Source organism: Pedobacter sp. BS3, assembly GCF_008274585.1.
In the GTDB taxonomy this organism is placed as follows: domain Bacteria; phylum Bacteroidota; class Bacteroidia; order Sphingobacteriales; family Sphingobacteriaceae; genus Hufsiella_A.
Genome location: NZ_VTRT01000006.1, coordinates 317,269 through 342,295, shown reverse-complemented (window position 1 = coordinate 342,295; position 25,027 = coordinate 317,269). Strand labels below are relative to the sequence as shown.

The following is a 25,027-nucleotide window of genomic DNA, read 5'->3' as shown; positions in this document are numbered from 1 at the left end:
AATGAAAAATGTTTCAAAATTATTTGCTGCACTGATCCTGCTGGGACTAACAACCGGCAGTTGCAAGAAAGAGAAAAGTAAGGCAACCGTAGCACAGCCGGAACCACCAGCTACCAGTGATTACAGCTATAAAATGGGCGTAAACCTGAATGAGCAGGTTGACGTTGCCGACATGCAGGATCTGGCCGATACTAAAACAAAATGGGTAAGATGTTTTGTTGAATTCATAGATGTTTATAAAGCCGGAACCATCAATACCGATGCAAAAATAGCCGCTTTTAACAGCTTAAAATCCAGGGGTTATAATACCGTTCTGAACCTGAAGTTTAATTTTTTAGCAAACGGATTTCCGGCGGTCAATAGCACTGACTGGAACAATTACCTCAATTTCATCAATACGCTGCTCGCTAAAGTAATGCCTTATACGGATGTAATTGTTGTAGGTAACGAACCGTTTATTGAAGCAGCGCAATCTACCTGGAATGAGCCTTTAAACAGTTTTTATAAAGCGGCCTGTGACAAAGTGCACACCTACTTTGTGCAGAATAATATAAACAAACCTATTTTTTTAGGATCATTTGACAACCTGTACTTAACAGACAGGCAAAGCAATGCAGGCTATACCAATCTGCTTGCGTTTGCCAAGGCCACCTCTTACCTGGCCGGGGTTGATCTGCACATTCACCACAGTACAGATGCCGAGATGACCACCGCATTAAATTTTGCAAAGGACAAAATCCGGGAAGATCAGAAGATGCTGGTCACCGAATTCTCGCTGATGAAATACTGGAAATCGTACAATAATACGGCTATTGCCCCGGCCTTTATCACTGCAGCCAACGCCAGCTCAACTGATAAGATCTATGCTCCGTCTGCCAGCATTACTAAGAATTATCAATATATTGATTATGCCTTAAAAAATCCGCGGCCTGCGGAAGAATGGTACGCGTTCTGGAGCAACTCGCCCTATCTTGAAGCTAAAAAGAATTATTTATGCACAGCATATAAGGCTTTTAAAGCCACGGGCAATGTTTACCTTACATTTTACGCGTTACGGCAAGCTTATCCGCTTAATACAGATTTTACAGCCGATACAGACCCTTGGGTGTTAAACGGCTTATTCCTGAACAGATCTGTAGAACAACTGAACGGGCGTAACCAGAAATCATACAGCTTCTTAGATCAGTTTCAACAAATTATTAATAACCAAAGCCCTTGCGATTAACTATCTAAATTAAAATAAACCAATATGAACCGATTAATTACTACATTGTCCGGGAACAGGCTGATATATCTGTTTACCGTTTTTACAATGGTTTTGTGCGGCAAACTACAAGCCCAGCAAACCAATGTTACAGGTACCGTAACCAGCACAGACGGCCAACCGCTTATTGGCGCAAGTATTGCTGTAAAAGGCGCATCCGGTAGCGCCACCTCTGATGCAAACGGGAAGTTTACCATTCGTGTAAATTCAACTAATGCCACGCTGATCTTCAGGTACATTGGCTATGCAACCAAAGAAATAGCCTTAAATGGTAAAACCATCGCTAATGTAAGTTTAGAGCCCGAAAGCACAGCTTTAGACGAAATTGTTGTTATCGGTTACGGAACTGTTAAAAAAAGTGACTTAACAGGCTCTGTAGCCTCTATCAAAGCAGATGATCTTACCAAAGGAACTAATATCAACGTACAACAGGCCTTACAGGGAAGAACGCCGGGCGTACAGATCTACCAGAAAAGCGGTGAGCCCGGAGCCGCCATGAGCCTCCAGGTACGGGGTATTACCTCTATAACCGGGAATAATGCACCACTGTATGTCATTGACGGAATGCCCATTAATGACGCAGTAGCTGTCGGTTCGGCAAGCCCCGGTGGAACCACCAATAACCCGAATAACAGGACACCTTTAAACACCTTAAATCCATCTGACATTGCTTCCATAGAGATATTAAAAGATGCATCGGCGACAGCTATTTACGGTTCACGCGGCGCTAACGGCGTAGTGATGATCACCACTAAAAAAGGGAAAGCCGGCAAACTTACCGTAAACTACAATGCAACATACGGTAGGCAGGAAGTGAGTAATACTCAACGTTACATGACAGGCGACGAATATACAGCTGCCATTAACGGTATTATAGCCGATGGCAATTTAAATACCAACACGTATATACCTGTAACGGGTACCAATTATAATACCGACTGGCAGGAATTACTTTTCAGGAAAGCGGCCATACAATCGCACGATGTTTCATTTAGCGGAGGTAACCAGAACACCAAATATTATATCTCGGCCGGCTATTTCGATCAGGATGGTGTAATGTTAAATTCTTCTACCAAACGGTATAATGCCAAGGTAAACCTTGAAACAAGCGTTCCATCAAAATACAATGTAGGTATCAGTCTGGCTACCGCGTACATACGCGATCATTACAATGCTAACGGAACCGGCTTAAACGATAATGCCAGTGCATTATACATGGCTCAAAACTATGACCCTACAGCACCGGCCTATAACACTGATGGTTCCTACTATCGCTCTCCACTAATGGCTCCTATGGATAACCCATTGGCTGTAATTAATGGACAATATTCGGTTGGAGACACTTATCGTACATTTGGCAACATTTATGCAGAATATTTCTTCATCCCTTCATTATCCGCTAAAGTACGCGTAGGAGCCGATATAAACGATGCACAACGCTATTTCTGGATAGACCCTTCTACCTTAACCGGTGCATCCTACAACGGCTATGCCGATGTGCGTGATGGTAAAAGGGGATATTACCTGGCAGAAGGAACCTTAAATTTTAACAAAACCTTTGGGAAGCATAAATTATCGGGAGTGGCCGGAGCTACCTATGAACGTTATACGTCCAGCTCATTAGTAGCTAACGCCCGATCTTTTGCACTACCCGATCTCACCTATAATGCATTAGGTACAGGCGATCAAACGCTTAATGGCGTAAGTAATGGCCGTCAGGAAAATATCCTGGTATCATACTTAGGCCGCGTAAACTATACATTATCAGACAAGTACTTGTTTACAGCATCTATCAGAGCCGACGGTTCAGCCCGGTTTGGCCCGGAAAACAAGTTCGGATATTTCCCTTCTGCGGCAGTATCCTGGAAAATTAAACAGGAAAATTTCCTGAAAAATGTAACGCTTGTTGATGATCTTAAACTTAGGGCAAGTTATGGTGCCATCGGTAACCAGCCCAACGATAACTACCTGTATTTGTCTACTTATGCCGCCGGCAGAGACGCTGTTTTTAACGGTCAGCGGGTAACATCGTTACAACCTTCCAGAAGTCCCAATCCATCTTTGCAATGGGAATCGGCCAGGCAAACCGATATCGGGCTGGATTTTGGACTGCTTCACTCTAGGCTTACCGGAAGCATTGATTATTACAATCGCAAAACATTCAACCTGCTGTACAGTGTGCCGCAGCCATTAAGTTCCGGCTTTGGCGCACGGACAGAAAACGTAGGAAGTATGCGGAATGCCGGTTTCGAGTTTGCCCTGAATGGAGTAATTATTGAGGATAAAGATTTTAAACTGGATGCCAATTTTAACATCACTACACTGAAAAATAAAATATTAAGCTTAGGTGGTGTTTCTCAGGTTATTGGCAGCGGCCCCGGCAATATTGGCGAATACAGCATATTAAAACCCGGCGAATCTATAGGTTCATATTACGGCTATGTTGTTATAGGCGTATGGCAAACTGGCGATGATTTTTCTAAAGCGCCGGCCGGTGTACGTCCCGGTGATCTGAAATATTTAGACAAAGACGACAACAAGATAATTGATGCCAGCGATAGAGAAATTCTCGGCAATGCACTTCCGGATTTTTATTATGGCTTTAACACTAACGTTAGTTATAAACGACTCTCGCTGGCCATTTTCTTTGAAGGTTCGCATGGCGCAAAAATGCTGAACAGCAGCCTTGTTGATTCATACTATCCCGTAGATTTTAGAAGGAACAAGCTTGCCGAATTATACCTTAACAGGTGGACCCCAACTAATCCAACCAACGAATATCCATCATTTATACCGGGCGATGTACAAGGTTCTAAAAACGTGACCAACAAAACAGTAGAGGACGCTTCTTATTTACGATTACAATCTGTGCGTTTATCGTATAGACTACCTCTTCCAAAAAATAAATTCATCAGTAATGCAACCATCTTTATAAACGGGCAGAACCTGTACACGTTCACTAAATATTCAGGTGCCGATCCGGCTGTTAACGCTATTGGCGATAACATATTAAGAGTTGATTATAACTCGTACCCATTAACCAGAACATTTACAGGTGGCCTTAATGTGCAGTTTTAACCTAATTCCAAAAATGATGAAAAATATAATTAAATATATCTTGCTGCTGGCTGTAGCCGCAGGTTTCGCTTCTTGCGAAAAAGCGCTGGAAGTTACTCCTAACTCCGAATTTGCTCCGGGAAACGTACTCACTTCAGAGAATGGTATAAAAGCCTTGTTGTACTCGGCTTATGCACAACAGCAAACCCAGCAAAACTCACGGTTTGTTATCAATAATTCGGAAATGTGCACCGATATGGCTTTCAATTCGGGAGGTGCAGAAAACGCCCAGCTGATCAACATTATTAATTTCACCTGGGATGCTAATCTCGGCACATTCCAGGCCGATATATGGGCTCCTGCCTACCGCTGCATACGTGATGCCAATGGCGTTATCGAGAATATTGATAATGTAAATACATCTGATGCCAATAAAAAACTGTTCAAAGCCGAAGCAAGAGCATTAAGGGCATACTCATATGCCACCTTATATAGTTTCTTCGGTCCTGTACCTTTGAGAACATCTACTTCGCAACCAGGCGATCTGGCCAGGGCGACAGATGATGAAATGAAGGATTTTATCGCTACCGAGATGACAGAATCTGTAGCAGACCTGCCAAACCCGGGACAGGAAGAAGCCTATGGCCGTTTCAATAAAGGGGTAGCTTACGCTGTATTGGCTAAATTTTACCTTAACACTAAACAATGGCAAAAAGCTGCCGATGCCTGTCAGTCTGTAATAAGCCTTAATTATTACACAACCACTCAATATGCCTTTAAAGACTTATTCCGGGTAGAAAATGAAGGGATGACCAATAAAGAAATGATATTGGTTCTACAGTGCAGAAACGAAACAGATTTCGGCAACTGGTTTATGGCCGGGGCTCTGCCTGCCGGCTTCAAAAGCACACCACAATTACCCGAATATGTGTACCAGTCAACCATGGCCAATTTCGCTACACAATATCGTTTACGGACCGACTTTGTTAACAGCATGGCCTCTAATGATCAACGTCGTTCGCTGATCTGTACCAGTTACATCAACAACTCTAATGCAACCGTTAATATTTTAGCCGGTGATAATGCCCGGAGCTTTAAATACTGGGATAACAATACCATAGGCAATAACAGCGGTAACGATGTTCCCATATTGCGCTATGCCGATATTCTGCTAAGCCGTGCAGAGGCGTTAAATGAATTAAACGCAATTCCTCCTACCGAATGTTTTACCCTGATCAACCAGGTAAGAGCACGTGCCGGTCTGGCAGCCCTTACCCTGGTCAATACTCCCGATCAGGCCAGTTTCAGGGAAGCCATATTTAAAGAACGGGGCTGGGAATTTATTTCAGAAGGCAAACGCAGGGAGGATCTGATCCGCCAGGGAACATTCATATCATCGGCCCTCGCCCGCGGAGTTCCGGCTACACAGGCTACCCCCGAAAAAGTATTATTCCCGATCCCTCAGTCAGAGATAAGCGCTAACAAGCTTTGTGTCCAAAATCCCGGCTACGGTAATAATTAATGCTAACAGAAGAGTGTCTAAAAAGCCAATCAATGAACAATCACGCTGACCGTAGCAGACTTTTTAGACACTCTCTTTTAACTTGGGATGAACAAAATCCAACTAAAATAATTCGAGATGAGATGTGTATTTGCGCTTACGTTACTGATAGCCATTTTCAGCCTGAACGTTCAGGCCCAGAGATGGAGCGAAGAAAAGGCAAACAACTGGTATAAAACACAACCCTGGCCCAGAGGCTGTAATTTTCAGCCAAGCACTGCCATCAACCAGTTAGAAATGTTTCAGAAAGACACCTACGACCCTGAAACTATTGACAGGGAATTAGGATGGGCTGAGCAACTGGGCTTCAACGCCATGCGGGTGTACCTGCACCATATATTGTGGACATCGGATAAAACAGGCTTTAAAAACCGCCTGGATAACTACCTGGGCATCGCTCACAAACACGGTATAAAAACCATACTGGTATTTTTTGACGATTGCTGGAACGATACGTATGCCCCCGGTAAACAACCTGAACCTAAAACCGGGATACATAATAGCGGTTGGGTAAGAGATCCCGGCACCATGATCTATACCCACCCGGATACCCTGAACGTATTGGAAGCCTATGTAAAGGATGTAATGACCACCTTTAAAAACGACAACCGCATATTAGCCTGGGATCTGTACAATGAACCCGGTAACAATAAAAACGTTAATAAAAGCCTGCCCCTGCTAAAGGCTGTATTCAGCTGGGCAAGAGCTGTAAACCCTTCGCAGCCTGTTACCGCCGCTATCTGGAACAAGAATGAAAAATTCAGCGACCTGAATAAGTTCCAGCTTGAAAATTCAGACATCATTACCTACCATAACTATTCATATACCGATAATCACCTGGAAGAAATAAAAGAACTGAAAAAATACAATCGCCCGATAATCTGCAGCGAATACATGGCCCGCAGAAACGGCAGTCTTTTTTGCAATATCATGCCTTTATTAAAAAAGGATAATATCGGAGCCATTAACTGGGGGCTTGTTTCGGGTAAAACCAATACCATCTATGCATGGGACACGCCAATGCCCAGTGGGAAAGAACCGGAATTATGGTTTCACGATATTTTCAGAAAAGATGGTACGCCTTTCAGTCTCACAGAAATACAGACCATAAAACAACTAACAGGTAAACAATGACCATCATAACCGTTTACATTCTCCTATTAAAACCCCTATAGTATGTTACTTAAAAAACTAAAATATACAATCATCATCAGCCAGGTATTCCTTGTTTTTCTTACGCAGGCATGTGCGCAGCATAAAACAACAAGTAACCAAACCTCGCAAACGGCATTCAGTAACCCGGTAGCACCCGTTGGCAGCATGCAGCTAACTGTACCCTCATCGGTCAAACCAATCCTGGATGTATGGATGCGGGATGCTTATGTGATGTATGGCCCTGATGGATATTTCTATTTAACAGGAACCACAGCTACACCTGGAAGAGTTTTTCCCAATGGTAACATCCACTGCTGGGACTATAATGATGGCTTGTACCTGTGGCGTTCCAAAGACATGAAACACTGGAGCAGTCTTGGCAGAATATGGTCTTTTGATAAAGACGCGGCAGCGTGGCAGCGCAAAGGCAAACCCATACCAGCCGGGGCTAAATCCGTTAACGGCGATCCGCTTGACTCATTGTACAGAGCAGTTTGGGCGCCCGAGCTGCACTATGTTAAAAGCAGCAAAAAATGGTTAATGATAGCCTGTCTGAATGGAGGAAACGGCTCTTTTGTACTTGAAAGCATATCCGGAAAACCGGAAGGCCCATATAAAAACATTAAAGGCAACGAAGATAAGGCCATATTTAACAATATCGATCTCAGCCTGTTTGAAGACACGAATGGTGAAGTCTACCTGATTGGACATAACCACTATATTGCCCGCATGAACAAAGACCTGAGCGATATTGCCGAACCGTTCAGAACCTTTAAAGAAACGCCATACCAGCCGGAACCCTACATTGAAGGTGTTTGGCTGGATAAGCATCATGGTAAATACCAGTTGTTGCAAACCGTATGGTCGGTTCCGCTACCTGATGGCACGTATACCTTTTTAAAAGATGAGAAAAAAACCAAAACGGTATACAGCTACGATGTGGTGGTAGCCGAAGCCGATAATATTTACGGCCCTTACGGCCCACGTTACCCGGCTATTCTTGCAGGCGGGCACAACAATCTTTTCCAGGATAAAGCAGGCAACTGGTGGTCAACAACCTTTTTCAATCCACGTGGACTGATGGCCGATAAGTTCCCTGTAACCTGCCGCCCCGCAGTGGTACCTGTAAAATGGGAAAACAACAAATTAATGCCCGATATCAGGAGGGCGAACAGCTTTTATGCTCATTAATGAAACTATGAAGTATTTAACCTGTATTTTGATAAGCGTTTGTTGCACAGCAACCACATTCGCACAGCAATTGGGATTGAATTTCAATCACAATCCCGAAAACATTAATTTCAAATACATTGCTAAAACACAGGTGCAATGGCTCAGAACAACGCCACGTATTTTAGATTATGTCGACGGCAAACTAAATCTTGAAACCGATACGGCAATACAAAAAGTTACAGAAGCCGGCAAAAAAGGATATAAAATTGTATTCGGGCTCAGGTGGGACTTTGCGCAAAGAAAGCTGGCCATGCCGGAGCCCGGGTCTGAAAGAGAAAAAACCTATTTCGCTGCTGTTGATAACATCCTGAACCGCGTTGGCCCGTACGTAAATATTTTTACGTTAGGCAACGAGCCCAACCTGGAAACTATTGAAAGCGATCTGCAATACAACCAGGAACATCAGGTACCCTTGGTAATTTTTACCCGGCGCTTAATGCACCATGTGATCAGCTTCTATAAAAATCATCCCGGATGGAAACAACCCCAGCTTTATGCAGGCTCTCTTCCGGCACTTTTTGAAAAAAAGCAGCAGCAAAAACCGGGCGTTTCAGAATTAATAAAGTTTGCCCAAAACAATAAGGAGATCACCGGCTTAGCCATCCACCTGCACATTGCAGATACCCTGCAAATAGCAGAGGCATTCCGTTACGTACGCACGCTAATGCCGGACAAACCCATTATTGTTCCCGAATTCTCCTTATTCCGCTTATACAATAAGCACTTTAACGATGTTATAGCTGCAAGTGCCAAAGGACAGGCATTCATAAAAAAATATAACCTGCCGCAAAATCTTAAAGTTTATGAATGGCTAAGCTTAGTGAATACTGGAAAAATACCATACCAGCAATGGGAAGAGATGTTCCTCTCTCAATCCTGGTATATTCCGCATTACCTGAATACCTATTATCGTTATTTTAAGCAGAATAATGTAGTTCTGGCAACGTATCCGTTATTACAGCAAGGCTATGTAAAACGTGTTACTCCGGCATCCGATTCCTGGTTTTTAAACCCGTTATTTCTGCAAAAATCATTTGGATTGAATAGCAACGGAGAGTTTTACACCAATCCACTGGTTTACACAGATTATATCAACCTGCTTCAGAAAACTAAACAATAAATTATAAAACCGGCTGTAATCAGCCATAAACTTAAACATCATGAAGAAAAAACTTACACTTTGTATGGCATTGCTATCCGCTGTTTCAGCGTATTCGCAATCATTTTCACCAGGTAATTTACTAATAGTTCGCTCCGGCGATAACAGTACCGCCCCCGTTTCAGGCACTTATTCTACCATTTACCTGGATGAATATACTACCGGTGGTGTATTAGTCAATACACATACCGTTAGTGGCCTTGTGGGCGATGGAGGTAGTACAAATGAAGGCTATTACCAGCTATCACCTAATGGCATGTACCTGGCCGTTGGCGGTTATGCAAAAAACGCCGGCGACAGCAGAACCATTGCAACCAACGGCACAGGCGATCTGGCTAAAATACAGCTATACGGCAGCAGTGGCACATCAAGTATCCTGAAATCGTATACATTGCCGGCCGGCGTGTTTTCAACCGGAGATGGTAGTGTTGCCGGCAATGTCACCAACGCCAGGCTAACCGGAACGGTCGCATTAAACGACGGCACGGGATTATATGCCGGCGGCGGATCCGCAAACCTTACTACCGGGGGTGTTTTTTACATCAATAATAATGCAGGCACCGGAAATGTTGATGTGTTTAACCAGGTACAAACCACGCAAAGCAATTTACGGGTTCCCGGTATTTTTTCAGGACAGCTATATACTTCGGGCAACGCCGCTGCCCTGGGCAATGCCGCAGCTATTCGCTTAGGCGAGTTTTCTACCGCGATACCAACCACTGCATCGGGAGCTACAGTCACTAACCTTCTGGGAGCCGATTTTTCTGTAGCCACAGGCTCGGGAGGCGTACCCGTTAATATTTGCCAATATGTAATTTACGATGCCAATGCTTCAATTGTAGGTAACGATGTATTATTTGCCACCGATGACGGTACAACAGCCGGGCACAAGGGAAGTATTAAAAAATACGTCAAAAATGTATCCGGGTACTGGGATTTAAAATACGAGATCTATACCGGGACCGATGCTAACGATGCAAACAATTTAAAATTCAGAGGTTTGGTAGGACAACTAAATGCTACAGGTAACGCCACTTTGTATGCCACAGCATACGACCCGGTTAACTCCGTTTACAAAGTGCTGAAGTTTACCGATCCCGATATATACAACTCAACAGCCGCTCCGGGCCTTACCACACTGATCACCGCTCCGTCTGCAAACTATATTTTCAAAGGCATTTCTTTCACACCAGGCTCAACCCTGCCACTGAAGCTAACTTCTTTTAATGCAGTTAAAAAGCTGAATACTGTTGCTTTAAGCTGGACTACAGAATCAGAGCTTAACACCGATAAATTCATCATTGAACGCAGCTTAGACGGTCAAAGCTTCACACCTGTAAATACAGTACCTGCTAAAAACACTTCGGGCACACATACGTATTCAGGCAGCGATGCAATTAACTTTTCAGGAGTTGCCTACTATCGTTTAAAAATGCTCGATCTGGATGGAAGCTATACTTATAGTGAAGTAAAATCTGTGAAAAATGCTGATTCGTACAGATTTTCTGTTTACCCTAACCCGGCCACAGATAAATTAACCATCCGGCACGAAAACATTACAAATAAGGCTGCTATCAGCATTATACAGGCAGACGGTAAAGTTGTATTAAAAACCATTGCACAACCCAATACAACAGAAACCACACTATATATTAATAAACTGCCCCAAGGCGCCTATATTTTAAAATTAGAAATTAACGGGCAACCGCTTTCACAAACTTTTATAAAAGAATGATATAAAACTCCCAGGGGGGCATTCTATACAGGATAGTTCCCCCCTTGTATTTTGTTAAAATTTCAATTTTACAGTATAAATTTTGGCTGCCTGTCAAAAGGCAGCCAAACTTAAAGTCTTACCGCAACAACCTACTAAACATTGGCGGCATTTATGAAAATCTGTTAATGCCCGATAGTATGCTCTAACTGCTCAAGTGTCTGCCCTTTGGTTTCCTTGATTTTGAATTTCACGAACAAAAATCCTGCAAAGCAAATAACTGCATACAGGTAAAACGGCCCGTATGTACCCAGGTAATGGGCAAGAATCGGGAATGTAAATACCAGGATAAAATAAGCGCCCCATAAACTGACAACTGCTACCGAAGATGCGGTACCGCGTATATTATTAGGGAATATCTCAGATATCAATATCCATGTAACCGGTGCCAGTGTTGTAGCATAGAGGGCAATGGCGATCAGTACAGATACAGACACAATACCGGCAGTTGCCTGCTCCCGCAGCAGAAAAGCTATTATCAGGTAGAGTATCGCCAACCCTATTGTTCCTATAAGCATTAAGGGTCGCCGGCCTAACTTATCTACCTGCCACATTGCCAATAACGTAAAGGGAATATTCACCATACCGATAGCTACGGTTTCAAACAGCTGCCGGTTAAGATCTGCACCAACAGATTCAAAGATGGTTGAGGTATAATTAAAGATCACATTGATACCGCAAAACTGTGAAAAGGCGGCCAGTATCATGCCTGTAATAACAATAGGCCTTACCGCTTTTGCAAAAACTGCCTTATATGAAACATTCATCCGGTGATCCATACTCTGCTCAATATCTTTCAGCGTTGAGCTGGCAAATTCTCCGGCACTGATCTTTTGCAGGATGTGAAACGCCTGCTCCGTTCGCCCGGCCTTAACTAACCATCGCGGACTTTCCGGTAAAAATATCACCCCGATCAGAAACAGGGTAGCAGGAATTGTTCCCAGGCCAAACATCCATCGCCACGCAGCCGGGCCTATACCTGCAAGCCAATAGTTAGCCAGATTGGTTATAAATATTCCAATAACAATAGTTAGCTGATTAATGGCCACATTTCGTCCACGCATGTGCGCCGGCGATATTTCGGCAATGTATAAAGGGCTTAATATAGACGCCATGCCCACACCTGCGCCGGCCATAAAGCGCATACTGATAAATTGAGTAAGGCTGTGTGAAAAGGCCATCCCGAGCGAAGATATCGCAAAAATCCCGGCCGAGGTGATCAAACCCGGCTTTCTCCCATAACGATCGGCCAGCTTGCCCGCCAATAAACAGCCTGCTATGCAACCCAAGGCGAGAGAGCCGGTAACAAAGCCTTCCCATGCTGCTGATAAGACAAATGTTGCTCTTAAAAATGGTAAGGCTCCGGATATTACTGCAAAATCAAAGCCGAAAAGATACCCTCCTAATGCCGAAATAAACGATATAGAGAGTATGTACGCCTGGTTAAATTTCATTGAAACTTTAGATTTAATGGTTTGGTTATTCTTTATTATAAATTACTGCCTGATTCTCACCACAGCACAACGGCTCTGCAATGGAACCGTCAACAGAATTGTATTTTTAATCATTTCAGATTTAACCGGAACAGCACTCTCACCCCCTGGCAGCAGCGCATCAATACTGTACTTACCAGATAAGCCTAATTCCTTCGCATTTAAAGCTATGTTTGTGCTGGTTTTATTACTATCGGCCAATACAATAGCTAAGGCATACCCACCGGGAACTTCAAACAGGTTCGCTTTGGCATCATTTTTAACCACCGCCGCGGCATGAGGTTTTAAGCACCACTTTCTGCCATTTAATGCTTTAAATAAAGGGCCGTATTTCAAATACCATGTATCTGCAAATTTACCTGGGCGAATTTCATGATTATTGTCCGGTACAGGTGCAGAAGGAAATACACCCAGGTACAAAAAGCGCTGCATGTAATAATCGGGATCGGGCATCAGCGAGCTCTCGCTCCAGGTCCAGGCACAAACCGGCATGCATAATCCAAGAAATACGCTGGAGTTAAGTCCGGGGCCGTGTTCATTATGCTCACTGTAAATTCCATCTACCTGTTTCATCATGTCTAAACGCATAGAAACCATCGGGTTGACAAAAATGACCTTATCGTTATCATGCATCATCGGTCCTATTTTATCCATCAGGTTTTTCCAGGAATTGAACAGTGATCGGGCGGGTCGGCCTTCATACCATGAGATACCATCGTCAGCACGGGTATTAAAGTAACGCAGCCAATCCATGCGATCGATGCAAATACCAGATGAGGATGGCAGATAATCGATATGCCGTTTTGCCTGCTCCAGCAAAAAGTTTTGGTAATTTTTTGCCCCCGCATCCATCACCACAGCTTGTCCCCAGGTTCTATAGTAGCTCCCATTGTCATTGTAAAGAATACCATCGGCTATTTTTGCGTAAAGAAAATCGGTGCAGTTTTTCCATAGATCTTCTTCCTTGATATTCTTATTAACGGCTTCGGGGCCCTTAACACGCGTGCCAAATTCGGTGACGTTAAAGTAGTTAAGCACATGAAAACCGTAACCACGCATCAGTTTTGAATAGGCTTCTAATTGCTTACGCGATGTTGGCGCTCCCTTGTAAGGGCTTCGTACCCACGGATCCTTTGCTGCTTCGGCAGAAGTAGCAAAGGTTTGCCATTGTTCTACCGGAGGCAGGAACATACCCATATAAGGAAAATCAAAGCTTGCTTTCCAGTTGAATCTGAAATTCATTTTTTTTAGCCTGGCAGTATCCAGCTCACCCTCCCAACTGGAATAAGCCCCACAGCCCAACATCCAGCGCTTTCGCATTTACAGGTTCAAAATATTGAGGATAACGGTTAACCATCCAGGCTAAACCGCTGTGCCAGTCATCAACATGAGGAACCAGGTCTATCGCAAATCTGACGTGCTTTTCAGCTCCTAAACGATGATAGCGTCGCTGGTACTCTACGGTTCCATCGGCTGTTGTGATGAGCTTCATGTAAAGCAAACTATCTTCCGGCGATTGTATAAAGCTTAAACCTGTCGCGGTTTTAGAGTCAATAATAGTACTGATCGGGATTGAAAATATATCGCCCGAAGTGGGTACACTCATTATCGGGTTGCCACCAAACCACCGGGAACTGTTTGTAAATTTTCTGGTTTGCAGCGGATCGCTCCATTCGGTCTTCAAATCAGTATTGTTCCATCCACCCTGTCCTTCCAGGTCCGGGTGCGACCATGATGTCCAAAACCGGGTACCGGCAGTAACAGGATAGCTTAATGAAGTGATAATAGCTGTTGACCAGGGTTTTCCGCTGCTATAAATATCCGTTTCCCATCGTATAGAATTAACCGTTGGCCTGAACCTGTCGGTTATCGTACAGCGGTTACCCGATTTATCTTCTACGAGCCGCGTAAACTGGATACCTCCATCGGGCAGCTTTTTAACTTCTGCCGGTTTTAGCTGGCGACATTGGGCCAACCGTGTGCTTCCGCGTAAGGCAACCCGGTTTTTATCCATGATCAACCCCATTATTTCACCATTTTTATTCAGGCTTAACGTGGCATTATTTCCTTTAACCTGGTATGCAGTTTCCGTTGAGGTCATCTGGGAAGCAGCTATTTTTGCAATGGTTAAAACAGGCTCAGCCCAGTTTACACCCTTTATATCCTTTGAACGGTTAGAGCCACCGGCGATTCCGGCATCACGCACAATCAGCTCAAGCTCTTTAACGTGCGAAACATCTACCTGTACTTTTTTGGCCGGGGTTTCCCAATCCATCATACCGCTGTCAAACACCTGATTTCCATCGGCAAAGATCTTAAAAACCACTCTCCGCTTAGGTTTTGATCTTTCTGCAGCATCCTCTTTCTGGTCAGCAGATGATATTGTCTTGTCGTCTTCCAGTTTATGTTCAACACCTACCCACACTTCAAAACGGCTGTATTTACCGTTCAATAGATAGGTTATTTCACTGTTGAGATACGTATTAATTCCATCAGTAAATTGTCTGCCGGCAATCTGCGGCAGCCAGCCTTCCTTATCATTACTTGTAATAAACTTCTTTCCATTTTGTGTATAAAACACCGGTTTCATTGCTGTGAGCCGGATAGTTTGCGCAAGTGCAGTCACATTATACAGGCTCAGAGATATATAGCTTAGCAGTGCAATAAACAAGAGTGCCGCTCTATTTTTCATATAAACCATTTAGCGCAAGATTCCAGATTTAGAACCAATATAAAAAGCGGCTTTATTATTGGCAGACTATTTGGATAATAATATCACAATTTTGTAATAACATATTATTGACGAAAAGGAGGGATAAATTCTTACCGGGATGCAGCTATTACGACTTACCCGCCGGGCCTTATATGCACCGCTGTATCAGAATTACTACTGCAGCATAAACCGTAACGTCACACCAAAATTGCTGTACGAGGTGTTAAACGTTTGCGAGGTATAAGGCTTGGTAATGGTGCCATCGTAATACAACCGAAGGTTAAAACGCTGATTGATGACATAATCTATGGATGGCCGGTAGCTGATGTTCTTAGCTCCCGAGGATACTTCCGGATCTTCCACATCGGCACGGTAAATGATGGTTTTCAGGTCGCTTAACGAGAAATCCAGTTTGAAGTTCAGGTCATTGTTCAGCTTAGCGCCGCCAAACAACCCAAACGGGAAACGGAAGCCAGTAGTACGGTAACCTAAGCCAAACACAATATTATTTTCGTTCTGCTGCGCCAGCTGACTGTTGGATAAGCTCAGGCTCAACGACCGTGATTTGCGATACTCAAAATTGGCCGTCATGTTATTTTTCATGCGCACGTCAATACCGATCAGCGGAACGAACTGCTCAAACAAGGTCACCTGCGAGAACTGATAATAAGGCAAAAAGTCGTTATTAACATCGCGGGCACTCGAATGACCATTCGTTTCCTGGTAACGTATCAGCGTGGTAAAGCCGTTTACGTTATACGTAGAATTATAACCATGCGTTAAATCAACAGAGGCAAACAAGTTACTAAAGAACTCATTTTTAGTAAGACCATTATACGTAATACGCCAGTTGGGAACAGGTATTCTCGGGAATTTATCCAGGCTGGAACTATTAGCATCCTTACCGGTATAAGCAGCCATAAACGCCGCTACAATCACATCCTGCGAGTTTTTGCTGTAACCATCGGCGTAACCGTCGGTCTGGCCGGATGAGTTGGGGTTCATCGCTCCTAAGCGTTGTGAAATAACCGCCCGGTAGTTCTCAAACTGCGTGAATAAATTTGACTTACCGTTATCCTTGGTTTTGCTGAATGCCGTACGCAATGAAAAATACGATATGCTGTAATCGCCGGTAGTTACGGGGCTTAAATTGGCAAAATCGTTTATGGTATTATCAAACCGGAAATTGGTGGAGTAATTAAAGCTGCGGCTGCGTAATGCTGTAAGCTCAATACGTAGATCACGCACCGGCTCCAGCGTACTTCTCAGGTTAATTTCTTCCTTGTAACTGGTTAAATAATATTGATTTTGCAGGGTATCTGATGTGATCCATCCATTGGTAAGCGCCCGTCCACGGATGTCACGCTGGCTGCCCAGCACAAATCCCCAGCCCGGGGCATTGGCGTCAAAATCGTATCCCAGGATATTTGTTTTAGGTAAATATCCCGGCAGGAAAGTACCTTCGGTACGGGTATAAGCCCCGCTGATATTTTTTATGCTGGTCAGTAAACCGAGCATTACTCCTGCAAAATCTTTCTCCTTAGCATTATTGCTGCGACGGATAACACCAAATTTATTATATAATCCTATCAGATTAAGCGTTGGATTTACCTGTATAGTGCGTGAATTCTGGATAGTATTTCCGTAATCAATATTGGGGTCACGCAGAGTTAATAACGGTTCAGACTGCCAATCGAACGTTGTACCGTAGCGGGCCACCACGTTTACCCAATCCAGTCCGGGGATTTTATTAACAGGCAGGTTATAATTAATATTCAGCGTATGCGTATAGTCGGTGGTACGACCCAGTTTTTTAAGATTTTGCCAGATGGTATTGCGTTTTAACCCGTTAATGCGTCCCTCAGGTTCATCAATAACCGAGTAGTTGGTTGCATTAAAGTCAAGCTGAAGCGATTTGCTCAGGTTCCAGCTAATGCCGTATACCCGCGTCATGTTGAACGTTTTGTTAAACGTGGTAGCTATCGGGATGGTATTGTTCGGGTCGTTATCCCGCAAGGTATTTTCAGAGTACAAACGGTCTACATCAATCCGGAAATTAAGCACCGATGGCAGCAGGCTGAAATTAAAATCACGCAGCAGGTTTAGCTGCTTGGATTTTATCAGCTTGGCAAACGGCGTGTACACTTTGGGCTGTCCGTTATACGTGTAGGCCAATCCCGCCCTGTAGGTGCGCTGCAACGTCAGGGAATTGATATAATCGTGGTGATAATATTCGGTAAAGGCATACGTAGCGCTCAGGTTCTCAATATCCCACAAATGCGATTTTGCATTGGGATTTGTTTTTACCTTGCGCACGTTGGTAAAGTTAATGCCCCGCCGGGTGGTATAATCACGTGAGACAAACAAAATGGAATCTGCCAGTGAACGCGGCAGTGTTTTAATTACATTCTTAAGCTCGATATCCTGGTTCGCCGGGTCGTATTGCGGCGTAATAACCTGCGATGAGTAATTAATATACATCGGTATTTTGATGCCGGTTTTGGCCGGGAAAAATTTGCCCAGTTCCATGGACGATGAAATATCGAACAGGCGGTTATCGCTTCGGCTACGCTCGCTCACCCGCTGGTCTATCGAACCGAAACCGATGGTGCTCATGCTTCCCGAAACGGTTACATCGGCAAAATCGGCCAGCTTGGCATTTACACGGGCTGTCGCGGCCCAACCGCCACGCTCGTCAAAATCGGTTAAGCGGAGCTCGTTAAACCATACCTGCCCGGTTTTATCCAGGCCGTCATCGGTTCCAACCGCACCTTTTAACGGGTTTAAAATACCCAGCATGTACACCTTGACCTTACTCAAATCCGGCTGACCTTTTACCACAATGACGTTGCTGCCGTCGCTGTAGTAAAACGGCACATTTACCGCTGCCGTTCCGTTAAGGATGGCTGCATTCCGGGCAGTCTTGGCCTGCTGCAGCTTACTTAATTCCAGGTCGAGATTATTGTCTTCCGGCCATATAGCATACGGATCGCGTGAGCCCGGAAGTGTTACTTTTAACGGCACCTGATATTCATAATAGTTATCCTGGTTATCGGTACCAATGCGGATGAATGCCGAAAGGTCCTTATCACGCAATTGGTCGCCCTCGGCATGGATGAACATCTGGATGCGTTTATATGAACGGAAATCGTTATACGTGGTACGGAAAGCCGCCCGGCCGTAACCATCGCGAAGATTTTTTACGGTTAGTGATAAGGACTGCTCGTTTTGCTGTGTTTCGCCCCTGAAATTACTGTAATCACGCTGCCGCTCAATGCCCGGCGGAACGACATAAGGTATCGGCGTACGTTTACCGTTTTCTTCAATGTTAATGGTTCCTACTTCTAACGTAGAATTATCCAGGCCGGGGCTCAAACCTAAACCCGGATCCGCAATCACCTTATCCAAAGCCTTTTCAGTATTATATCCACGCCAGTCGCCTCTAACCAACTGTAATTTGGCAAAGCGCATCACGGTTGTATCGGCAAAATTGGTCATGAACATCCGCACAAAGCGAATGGACTTAAAGTCTTCAATATTGCCCACTTTTTCCTGGAATTGCGAAATGGGAATACGGATCTGGTACCAGGTTGCCTGCTGCGTGCTTCCGTTAGCCAGCTTTACATTGGCAACAACCTTATCGGTAACAAAGTTCTGTCCCACAATCAGATCCTGCGGGCGGATAGAAACTTTATACTGGAAATATTCATCCGTCAGCGACATGTTATTGTCGCGGTTAATGTCTTCGCCATCAGGCAAAGAAGTTGATGCCGTATTTTCTATGCCGGTTTCGCTTTTTGATTGTTCGGTGGTTTTACTGTTGCCTTCCGTTCCGTTATACAGTTCATAGCGCTTTAAAATGCCGGCGCTGATGTTATCCTGGGCGCTTCCGCGATAGTATTGGTAATTATCGGATGAGGGGTCATTCTCCAGTTCAGCCATAGCCTGGGCATTGAGCTGGCCACGAACCTGGTTCAGAAAGTCGGCAAAAAAGCTGCGCTCTTCGGTGCTTGATAAACCATCCAGACCCACATCCTGGAAAGCCCTGGACGATGGATTGTTATCAAATGCCTGGATGACCGGCTGCAATTTCGGAACCCGGCCCCAAATGGTTACATCAGACTTTGACGGGTCGCCATCAGGGGCCAGGCCGTTTTCCAACGATTTCCGCCCATCTTTCAGAATGTCTTCGCTGATGCTTCCGAGGTTAAAATACAAATCCCCGCCCTGCGCCGACGGCTTGTACAAGAACGGATCCAGCAGCCACATTTCAATGTATTCAATATTCAACGCTTCAAAATCGGTTGACTCCAGCTTACGGAAAATACCGCCCCAGCGATTTTTCGGGTTGGTCAGGGTTCCATTGGCATTTAAACCGGTGGTAGTATAGTTGTACGGCCCGCGGATGGTGGGGTAAAATGCCAAATCGAACGTTGGCAGGGTTAACGGCTGCCCCGTTGTAGATTGCTTATACGGAAATACCTCCTGCTCCATCACTTCGCGAACGTAGTGGTTTGACAGCTCGTTCCGGTTATTCTTTATATTACCGGGGTTCAGTGAGCTGCTCCGGTTAAAGAAAATAGGGTCTATCGTGTAAAACGCCAGCCGGGCACGGTTAAATCCGTACGATAGATCCTGCGCATTGGCCTCGGCAAACAGCTGTGGTGTACCGGCTATCTGCCAGTTCACCGGGCTTTTAATATCAATTACAGAGCGTGACGATTCAAAATCATCCAGGTAGCTGCTGCCGCCCTTGCTGCCTGCAAAATTAAGTGCGGCCGGATGTCCCGGGATCAGGTTGGCAAACTCACCGCTAAAGGTAATGGTTGATTTCTCTTTGGTATCGATAAACGGCAGCTTGTCTATCATCCGCGTAAGCCAGCGTGAATCAGAGCTGTAATTCAGATCCATTCCCCAAATGGTATTAGAGATAGGCTCCTCGCCGATATTTACTTTCTGGGTAAGCGGCTTCTCGGTAAGGTTCATGATGGTAGCGCCCAGGTTCAGCTTATTGTTCACCCGGTAATCAAACCGCGAACCAAACAACGAACGCTGCTGCAGCCCGAACAACTCGTTGTTCTCCATTTTAATGCGTATGGGCTGCCCTGAATTTAACAGCGCCTGATTCAGGATTCGCACCCGCCCGATATTGTAATCGACTGTAAAATCGGCGCCTTCCTGCAATGGCAGCGTACCGGCGTAAACCTGCACCGAACCGGGAGGAATATTAATAGCGTTTAGCTGGAACTCTGAGCTTACCTCAGACTGGTACGTACCTTTGATGATGTACCGGTTTTGCCGGGTAAACAATTGCTGCGCAATCACCTTGGTAGAGTCATACAAAGCCTGGTACACATATTTATCGATCAGGTTCTGCTCCCCGGCAAATTTAGCGGCCAGGTCTGAGCCAAAGGGTTCAATGGTTGGGAACGTAACACGCCCGTTAAGCGCATCGATGGTTACGCCATCAATAAAGTCAAAATAACCGTCGGGCTTTCTGTCCTGCTGCTGGTTCAGGTTATCCAGACCCAACACCTGCAACCAGAGCTTACCGGTTGTTTGAGCACCTTCGTTCAATACCGGTTGTTCTACACCTGTATTCTCATCCAGCCGGACAATGTTCAGGTTAAAATTACTGCTACTTACCTGGTAAGCTCCTAATGAATAAATGTTTTTCATCATCAGGTCCCACGTAGGGAGCCTGGTTTTCAGGGTTTCGTTCTTTAATAATTTTACGAAAAGCACTTTAGGCGTTGCCGGGTCAACAGCCACATCGGTGCTGAACTCGCCCACCTGGTATTCCACACCGTTTACGGTATACCGGTAAGCCACAGCCAGCACTTCATCGGCATTCAGCGCCGCGTTTAACGAGATGTAGCCCAGCTTGGTATTCAGCGTAAATTCCTTATCGGTAAGCTTGCGGGCATAAGTTAGCTTGACATAGTTATCGGTAGCGCCGTTAGCCTGGAAATAGGCATTAATGGCATTGGAGTTGGTTAGCCGTGCATCGGGCGGAAGATTAGCAAGCAGGTCGTTAGACTGCTGGGTAAAGCCCGGGCCCTGGAAACCGGCCGGGTAAACCGACGTTCCGCCGTGCACCATGGCCGTGTTGTAAGGAGCATTTTCGCCCAAATCCAGAAACGCCAGCACGTCACGCGAATCGGTAGTGCTGTTATTCCGGTTGGTTACCCAAACCTCAATTTTAGTGATATTAATATTCGAGGTAATGAGTGGCGCATTTTGCAGGGCTTTGTTATAATTATTCCTGAAATATTGAGCCAGGAAATAGTGCTTATTGGCCTCGTAATTATCGGCCGTTATACGAAAATCGTTTTGCTGAGAACCGTTGGTTATGGTTATTTCCTTGGATTGCGATTTTTGCTGAGTAAATATGCTGGTTACATTTAAGCGGCCAAACTTCAATTGTGTTTTCAACCCAAATAATGCCTGGCTACCGGTAATAAGCGTCGAGCTGAGCGGCAGGCTTACGTTACCGGCTTCTATTTTCTGCACGATCTCATCCGGCTTACCGGTATAATCAAGCTTCACCTGATTCTCAAAATCAAACTGTGCTTCGGTGTTGTAATTGGTAGTTATACGCAATTTATCGCCAATCTGGCCTACCACGTTCATCTGTATACGCTGGTCGAAATCAAAATTGGCCTGCGTACGCTGGCGCTCGTTAAATAACGGATTTTCGTTTTTATTGATCTTTCCCGCCAGGGTCATTTCTGCCGAACCCTGCGGACGGATATCAATAACCGAGCTGCCAAATAATTTCTCGAACGCTTTGTTGTTAACCTGGATAGGTGGAATGAAACCGGGCGCACGGGCCTCGGCTATCGGCGAATCTGAAAGCTCACGCCAGTAGCTCTGTTTAACCAGCTCATCCTCGTATTTCTGGTATTCTTCAATGGTAAGGTATTGCGGCGGACGGTATAGATGCTCACCGATCTTCTCACGAATAACGTATAATTTTAAAACCGGGTCAAACTCTACCGTACGTTGAATGTTAGAAGGATTAGGCAGCTTAAAGCCCGGCGTTGGATTAAGCTCCAGCTGCCGGGAGTCTTTAAAAGGATATTTCAGGTCCAGGCTATCGGCTTTTCCCGATGGCACAGTTTGCCCATTTGCCTTACCCAGCCAGAGCAAACCGACAAAACCTAAAGCTCCTAAAAGTTTATAGGGTATTATCCTTTTCAAACCCACTAATCGAAATTGAGGCGTAATTATAATATTTTAAGCGCAATTTTTATCAATTGCTCAACCGATAATTTTTCATTATTTTGTTGAATGGCCTTATCGAGCGCTTTTTCGGCCATATTTTTTGCAAAGCCCAGCATCACTAATGCCGAGAGGGCTTCATCGCGTGCCGAATTATTCTGCGGAACAGCGATCAATGTATCCGGCCCTTCCTTTTTCAGCTTATCCTGCAATTCAAGCACCATGCGCTGCGCCGATTTTGGCCCGATGCCCTTGATACGTTGTATCAGCGGCACATCACCTTTTACAATGGCAGTTTGTATCTCCGCCGGCGTTATGGACGAAAGTATCATGCGCCCGGTATTCGGCCCGATACCCGAAACGGAGATCAGGTGAAGAAACAAACGACGCTCCCCCTCATCGGCAAAACCGTACAGCGTATGCCCGTCTTCCTTTACATGCAGCCAGGTGTACAGCTTACAATGTTCGTGATCGGGCAAATTAGAATAGGTATTGAGCGAAATATTGATATGATAACCAACGCCACCGGCATCTATTACCACATACGTGGGACATTTAAACACCAAACGCCCGTTGATATATGCGTACATGCCGTTAAGGTAATGGTAAAAAATAAAATTTCAAAAATATTGTTTTGAAAAGCACCGACAGCATAATATCGATGAAAGCAGTCCCGCCATCCGCTATAGCCCTCATTGCAATCGGGGCTGCCGCTCCTGTCGGGTTTAGTTTGGTTAAAGTAGTACTGCTATTACTTTTCTAAGACTTTAACTTTGACAACTTTTAGAAAGTTGTCAAAGTTACCACAGACAGTATTTCAAACGAGCGCTAACAAGATGCAACCTTCGCAACAAATACTACTCTTCCGAATGTCTCAGCTTATCTAATAGCGTATTCATATCAACGGTAGCAAACGATGACGAATAATCCGACAGGCCATACGGAATAACCAGCTGACCGTTATTAATGTAAGAACCACAGGAGTAAACCACGTTTGGCACATAACCCTCACGCTCGTCGCTGTTTGGTACTAACAAAGGCTCAGAAAGTCGACCGATCTCTTTTGTAGGATCTTCTAAATCCAGCAGACTCGCCCCTAAACAATACTTACGCATCGGGCCAACGCCATGAGTGATCATTAGCCAGCCGTATTCGGTTTCTATCGGCGAACCGCAATTTCCTATCTGAACAAATTCCCAGGTAAACCTTGGCGATTGCAATTTGATAGGCTTTTCCCACACATTAATGTTGTTAGAATACATAATGTAGTTGTTAATGCCGTCAATACGCGACATCATGGCGTATTGCCCGTTAATACGCCGCGGAAACAGGGCCAGGTTTTTATTCTGCGCTCCGGCGCCAAATAAGGGGCGGATCTTAAAATCATAAAAATCGTTAGTTTGAAGCAGCTTAGGCATGATCAGGGAGCCGTCATAAGCTGTATAGGTAGCGTAATACATCACCTGGCCATCATCTTCAACAAATTTTACAAAACGGGCATCTTCAATACCTTTCCGTTCAAACTCAGATATGGGAAATATCACCCGGTCTGAAATATCCGTATCTAATGAAAAAATGATCTCGTAATATGAATCAGAAAGCCATAATATTTTTTCATATTCCATTCGTTTAAGCTGGTCGGTTTCGCCGTTTTGCGAATCGATGATGATCTTTCGCAGCGTGGTATATTCAAAATGCTCATCCAGCTTGGCTTCCAGCTCTTTCAGCACATTCACATCGATCATCGATGCCAGCGCCTTTTCAAAGAACAGCTTCTTATGATAACGGGCATTACGCACAATCTCGGCTTCGTCAACATAATCGCCTACAGGCATAACCGTAATATTCTGATGCCGGTCTATCAATGCATGCCTGAATACAATGGATGAAATATGCCCCTCGCCTACGGCCCGGTAACTGATGATCAGCCGTTTTTCACCATCTTCCAAACCCGATTGGTTAGGGTCTTCAATAATGGATGGGTTAAAAAATGCCGCCGATTCAATAGAATATTCATGAGTGAAATAAGAACCGATAAGTAATTTACGGTAAAGCGTCAGATTTTGATAATCGATATCCAAATCTTCGAAAAGGTGCTTTAATTTATCGCAGTGGCGCTGCAAAATGCGGGTAATGTTGCGGTGGCGCTTGGAGTACTCCTGCAGTATGGGTGAAATAAAGGTAAAAACGGCACTTTCTTCGATGTCCATTACACGGGCTATAACTTCTTTTGCCCGGTCTTCGCCATTATAAAAGAACCGGGCTATTACACGTTTTGAATCCGGATAAACTTTAACAGGTTTACGCTCTATTGGTAATCTCATGAAAAATGATGCTTGTTGTTTTAACTACATAGTAAAACTACAAATACTTATTATCGTTTTAAAAACTAAT

General features: G+C 44.6%; 13 protein-coding genes. 7 read left to right on the top strand and 6 right to left on the bottom strand.

Features of this window, described 5'->3' with window-relative positions:
- Nucleotide 1 precedes the first annotated feature (1 nt).
- From FW774_RS16500 to FW774_RS16470, 7 genes are all read left to right on the top strand, one after another.
- Nucleotides 2-1,225: a hypothetical protein gene (locus FW774_RS16500; protein ID WP_149349310.1), complete on the top strand. Its 1,224-nt coding sequence runs from the start codon at nucleotides 2-4 to the stop codon at nucleotides 1,223-1,225.
- Nucleotides 1,226-1,249: 24 nt separating this feature from the next.
- Nucleotides 1,250-4,342: a SusC/RagA family TonB-linked outer membrane protein gene (locus FW774_RS16495; protein ID WP_149349309.1), complete on the top strand. Its 3,093-nt coding sequence runs from the start codon at nucleotides 1,250-1,252 to the stop codon at nucleotides 4,340-4,342.
- A 13-nt stretch (nucleotides 4,343-4,355) separates the two neighbouring features.
- The gene (locus tag FW774_RS16490) at nucleotides 4,356-5,843 is read left to right on the top strand and encodes a RagB/SusD family nutrient uptake outer membrane protein (RefSeq protein ID WP_149349308.1); all 1,488 of its coding nucleotides are present in this window, start codon (nucleotides 4,356-4,358) and stop codon (nucleotides 5,841-5,843) included.
- A gap of 117 nt (nucleotides 5,844-5,960) precedes the next feature.
- On the top strand, nucleotides 5,961-7,016 hold the full coding sequence (locus tag FW774_RS16485; protein WP_149349307.1) for a cellulase family glycosylhydrolase: 1,056 nt from the start codon (nucleotides 5,961-5,963) through the stop codon (nucleotides 7,014-7,016).
- A gap of 42 nt (nucleotides 7,017-7,058) precedes the next feature.
- Nucleotides 7,059-8,228, top strand: a complete 1,170-nt coding sequence (locus tag FW774_RS16480; protein WP_149349306.1) for a family 43 glycosylhydrolase — start codon at nucleotides 7,059-7,061, stop codon at nucleotides 8,226-8,228.
- 7 nt (nucleotides 8,229-8,235) lie between these two features.
- On the top strand, nucleotides 8,236-9,390 hold the full coding sequence (locus tag FW774_RS16475) for a hypothetical protein (RefSeq protein WP_149349305.1): 1,155 nt from the start codon (nucleotides 8,236-8,238) through the stop codon (nucleotides 9,388-9,390).
- A gap of 40 nt (nucleotides 9,391-9,430) precedes the next feature.
- Complete coding sequence (locus FW774_RS16470) at nucleotides 9,431-11,164, top strand: T9SS type A sorting domain-containing protein (RefSeq protein ID WP_149349304.1); 1,734 nt, start codon at nucleotides 9,431-9,433, stop codon at nucleotides 11,162-11,164.
- Between the two features lie 164 nt (nucleotides 11,165-11,328).
- Here FW774_RS16470 and FW774_RS16465 read toward each other — a convergent pair whose 3' ends face one another.
- The 6 genes from FW774_RS16465 to FW774_RS16440 form a co-directional block, all read right to left on the bottom strand.
- Complete coding sequence (locus tag FW774_RS16465) at nucleotides 11,329-12,657, bottom strand: sugar porter family MFS transporter (RefSeq protein ID WP_149349303.1); 1,329 nt, start codon at nucleotides 12,655-12,657, stop codon at nucleotides 11,329-11,331.
- A 42-nt stretch (nucleotides 12,658-12,699) separates the two neighbouring features.
- Nucleotides 12,700-13,938: a hypothetical protein gene (locus tag FW774_RS16460; RefSeq protein WP_149349302.1), complete on the bottom strand. Its 1,239-nt coding sequence runs from the start codon at nucleotides 13,936-13,938 to the stop codon at nucleotides 12,700-12,702.
- Between the two features lie 25 nt (nucleotides 13,939-13,963).
- Nucleotides 13,964-15,388, bottom strand: coding sequence for an NPCBM/NEW2 domain-containing protein (locus FW774_RS16455; RefSeq protein WP_187774933.1), 1,425 nt, complete (start codon nucleotides 15,386-15,388; stop codon nucleotides 13,964-13,966).
- A gap of 195 nt (nucleotides 15,389-15,583) precedes the next feature.
- Entirely contained in the window at nucleotides 15,584-22,612 is a 7,029-nt protein-coding gene (sprA, locus tag FW774_RS16450; RefSeq protein WP_410522745.1) for a cell surface protein SprA, read from the bottom strand.
- Between the two features lie 26 nt (nucleotides 22,613-22,638).
- Nucleotides 22,639-23,223 carry a Holliday junction branch migration protein RuvA gene (gene ruvA, locus FW774_RS16445; protein ID WP_149349300.1) on the bottom strand — a complete coding sequence of 195 codons (585 nt, stop codon included), beginning with the start codon at nucleotides 23,221-23,223 and terminating at the stop codon, nucleotides 22,639-22,641.
- A gap of 267 nt (nucleotides 23,224-23,490) precedes the next feature.
- Nucleotides 23,491-24,957 carry a glycoside hydrolase family 130 protein gene (locus FW774_RS16440; protein ID WP_149349299.1) on the bottom strand — a complete coding sequence of 489 codons (1,467 nt, stop codon included), beginning with the start codon at nucleotides 24,955-24,957 and terminating at the stop codon, nucleotides 23,491-23,493.
- Nucleotides 24,958-25,027: the final 70 nt, after the last annotated feature.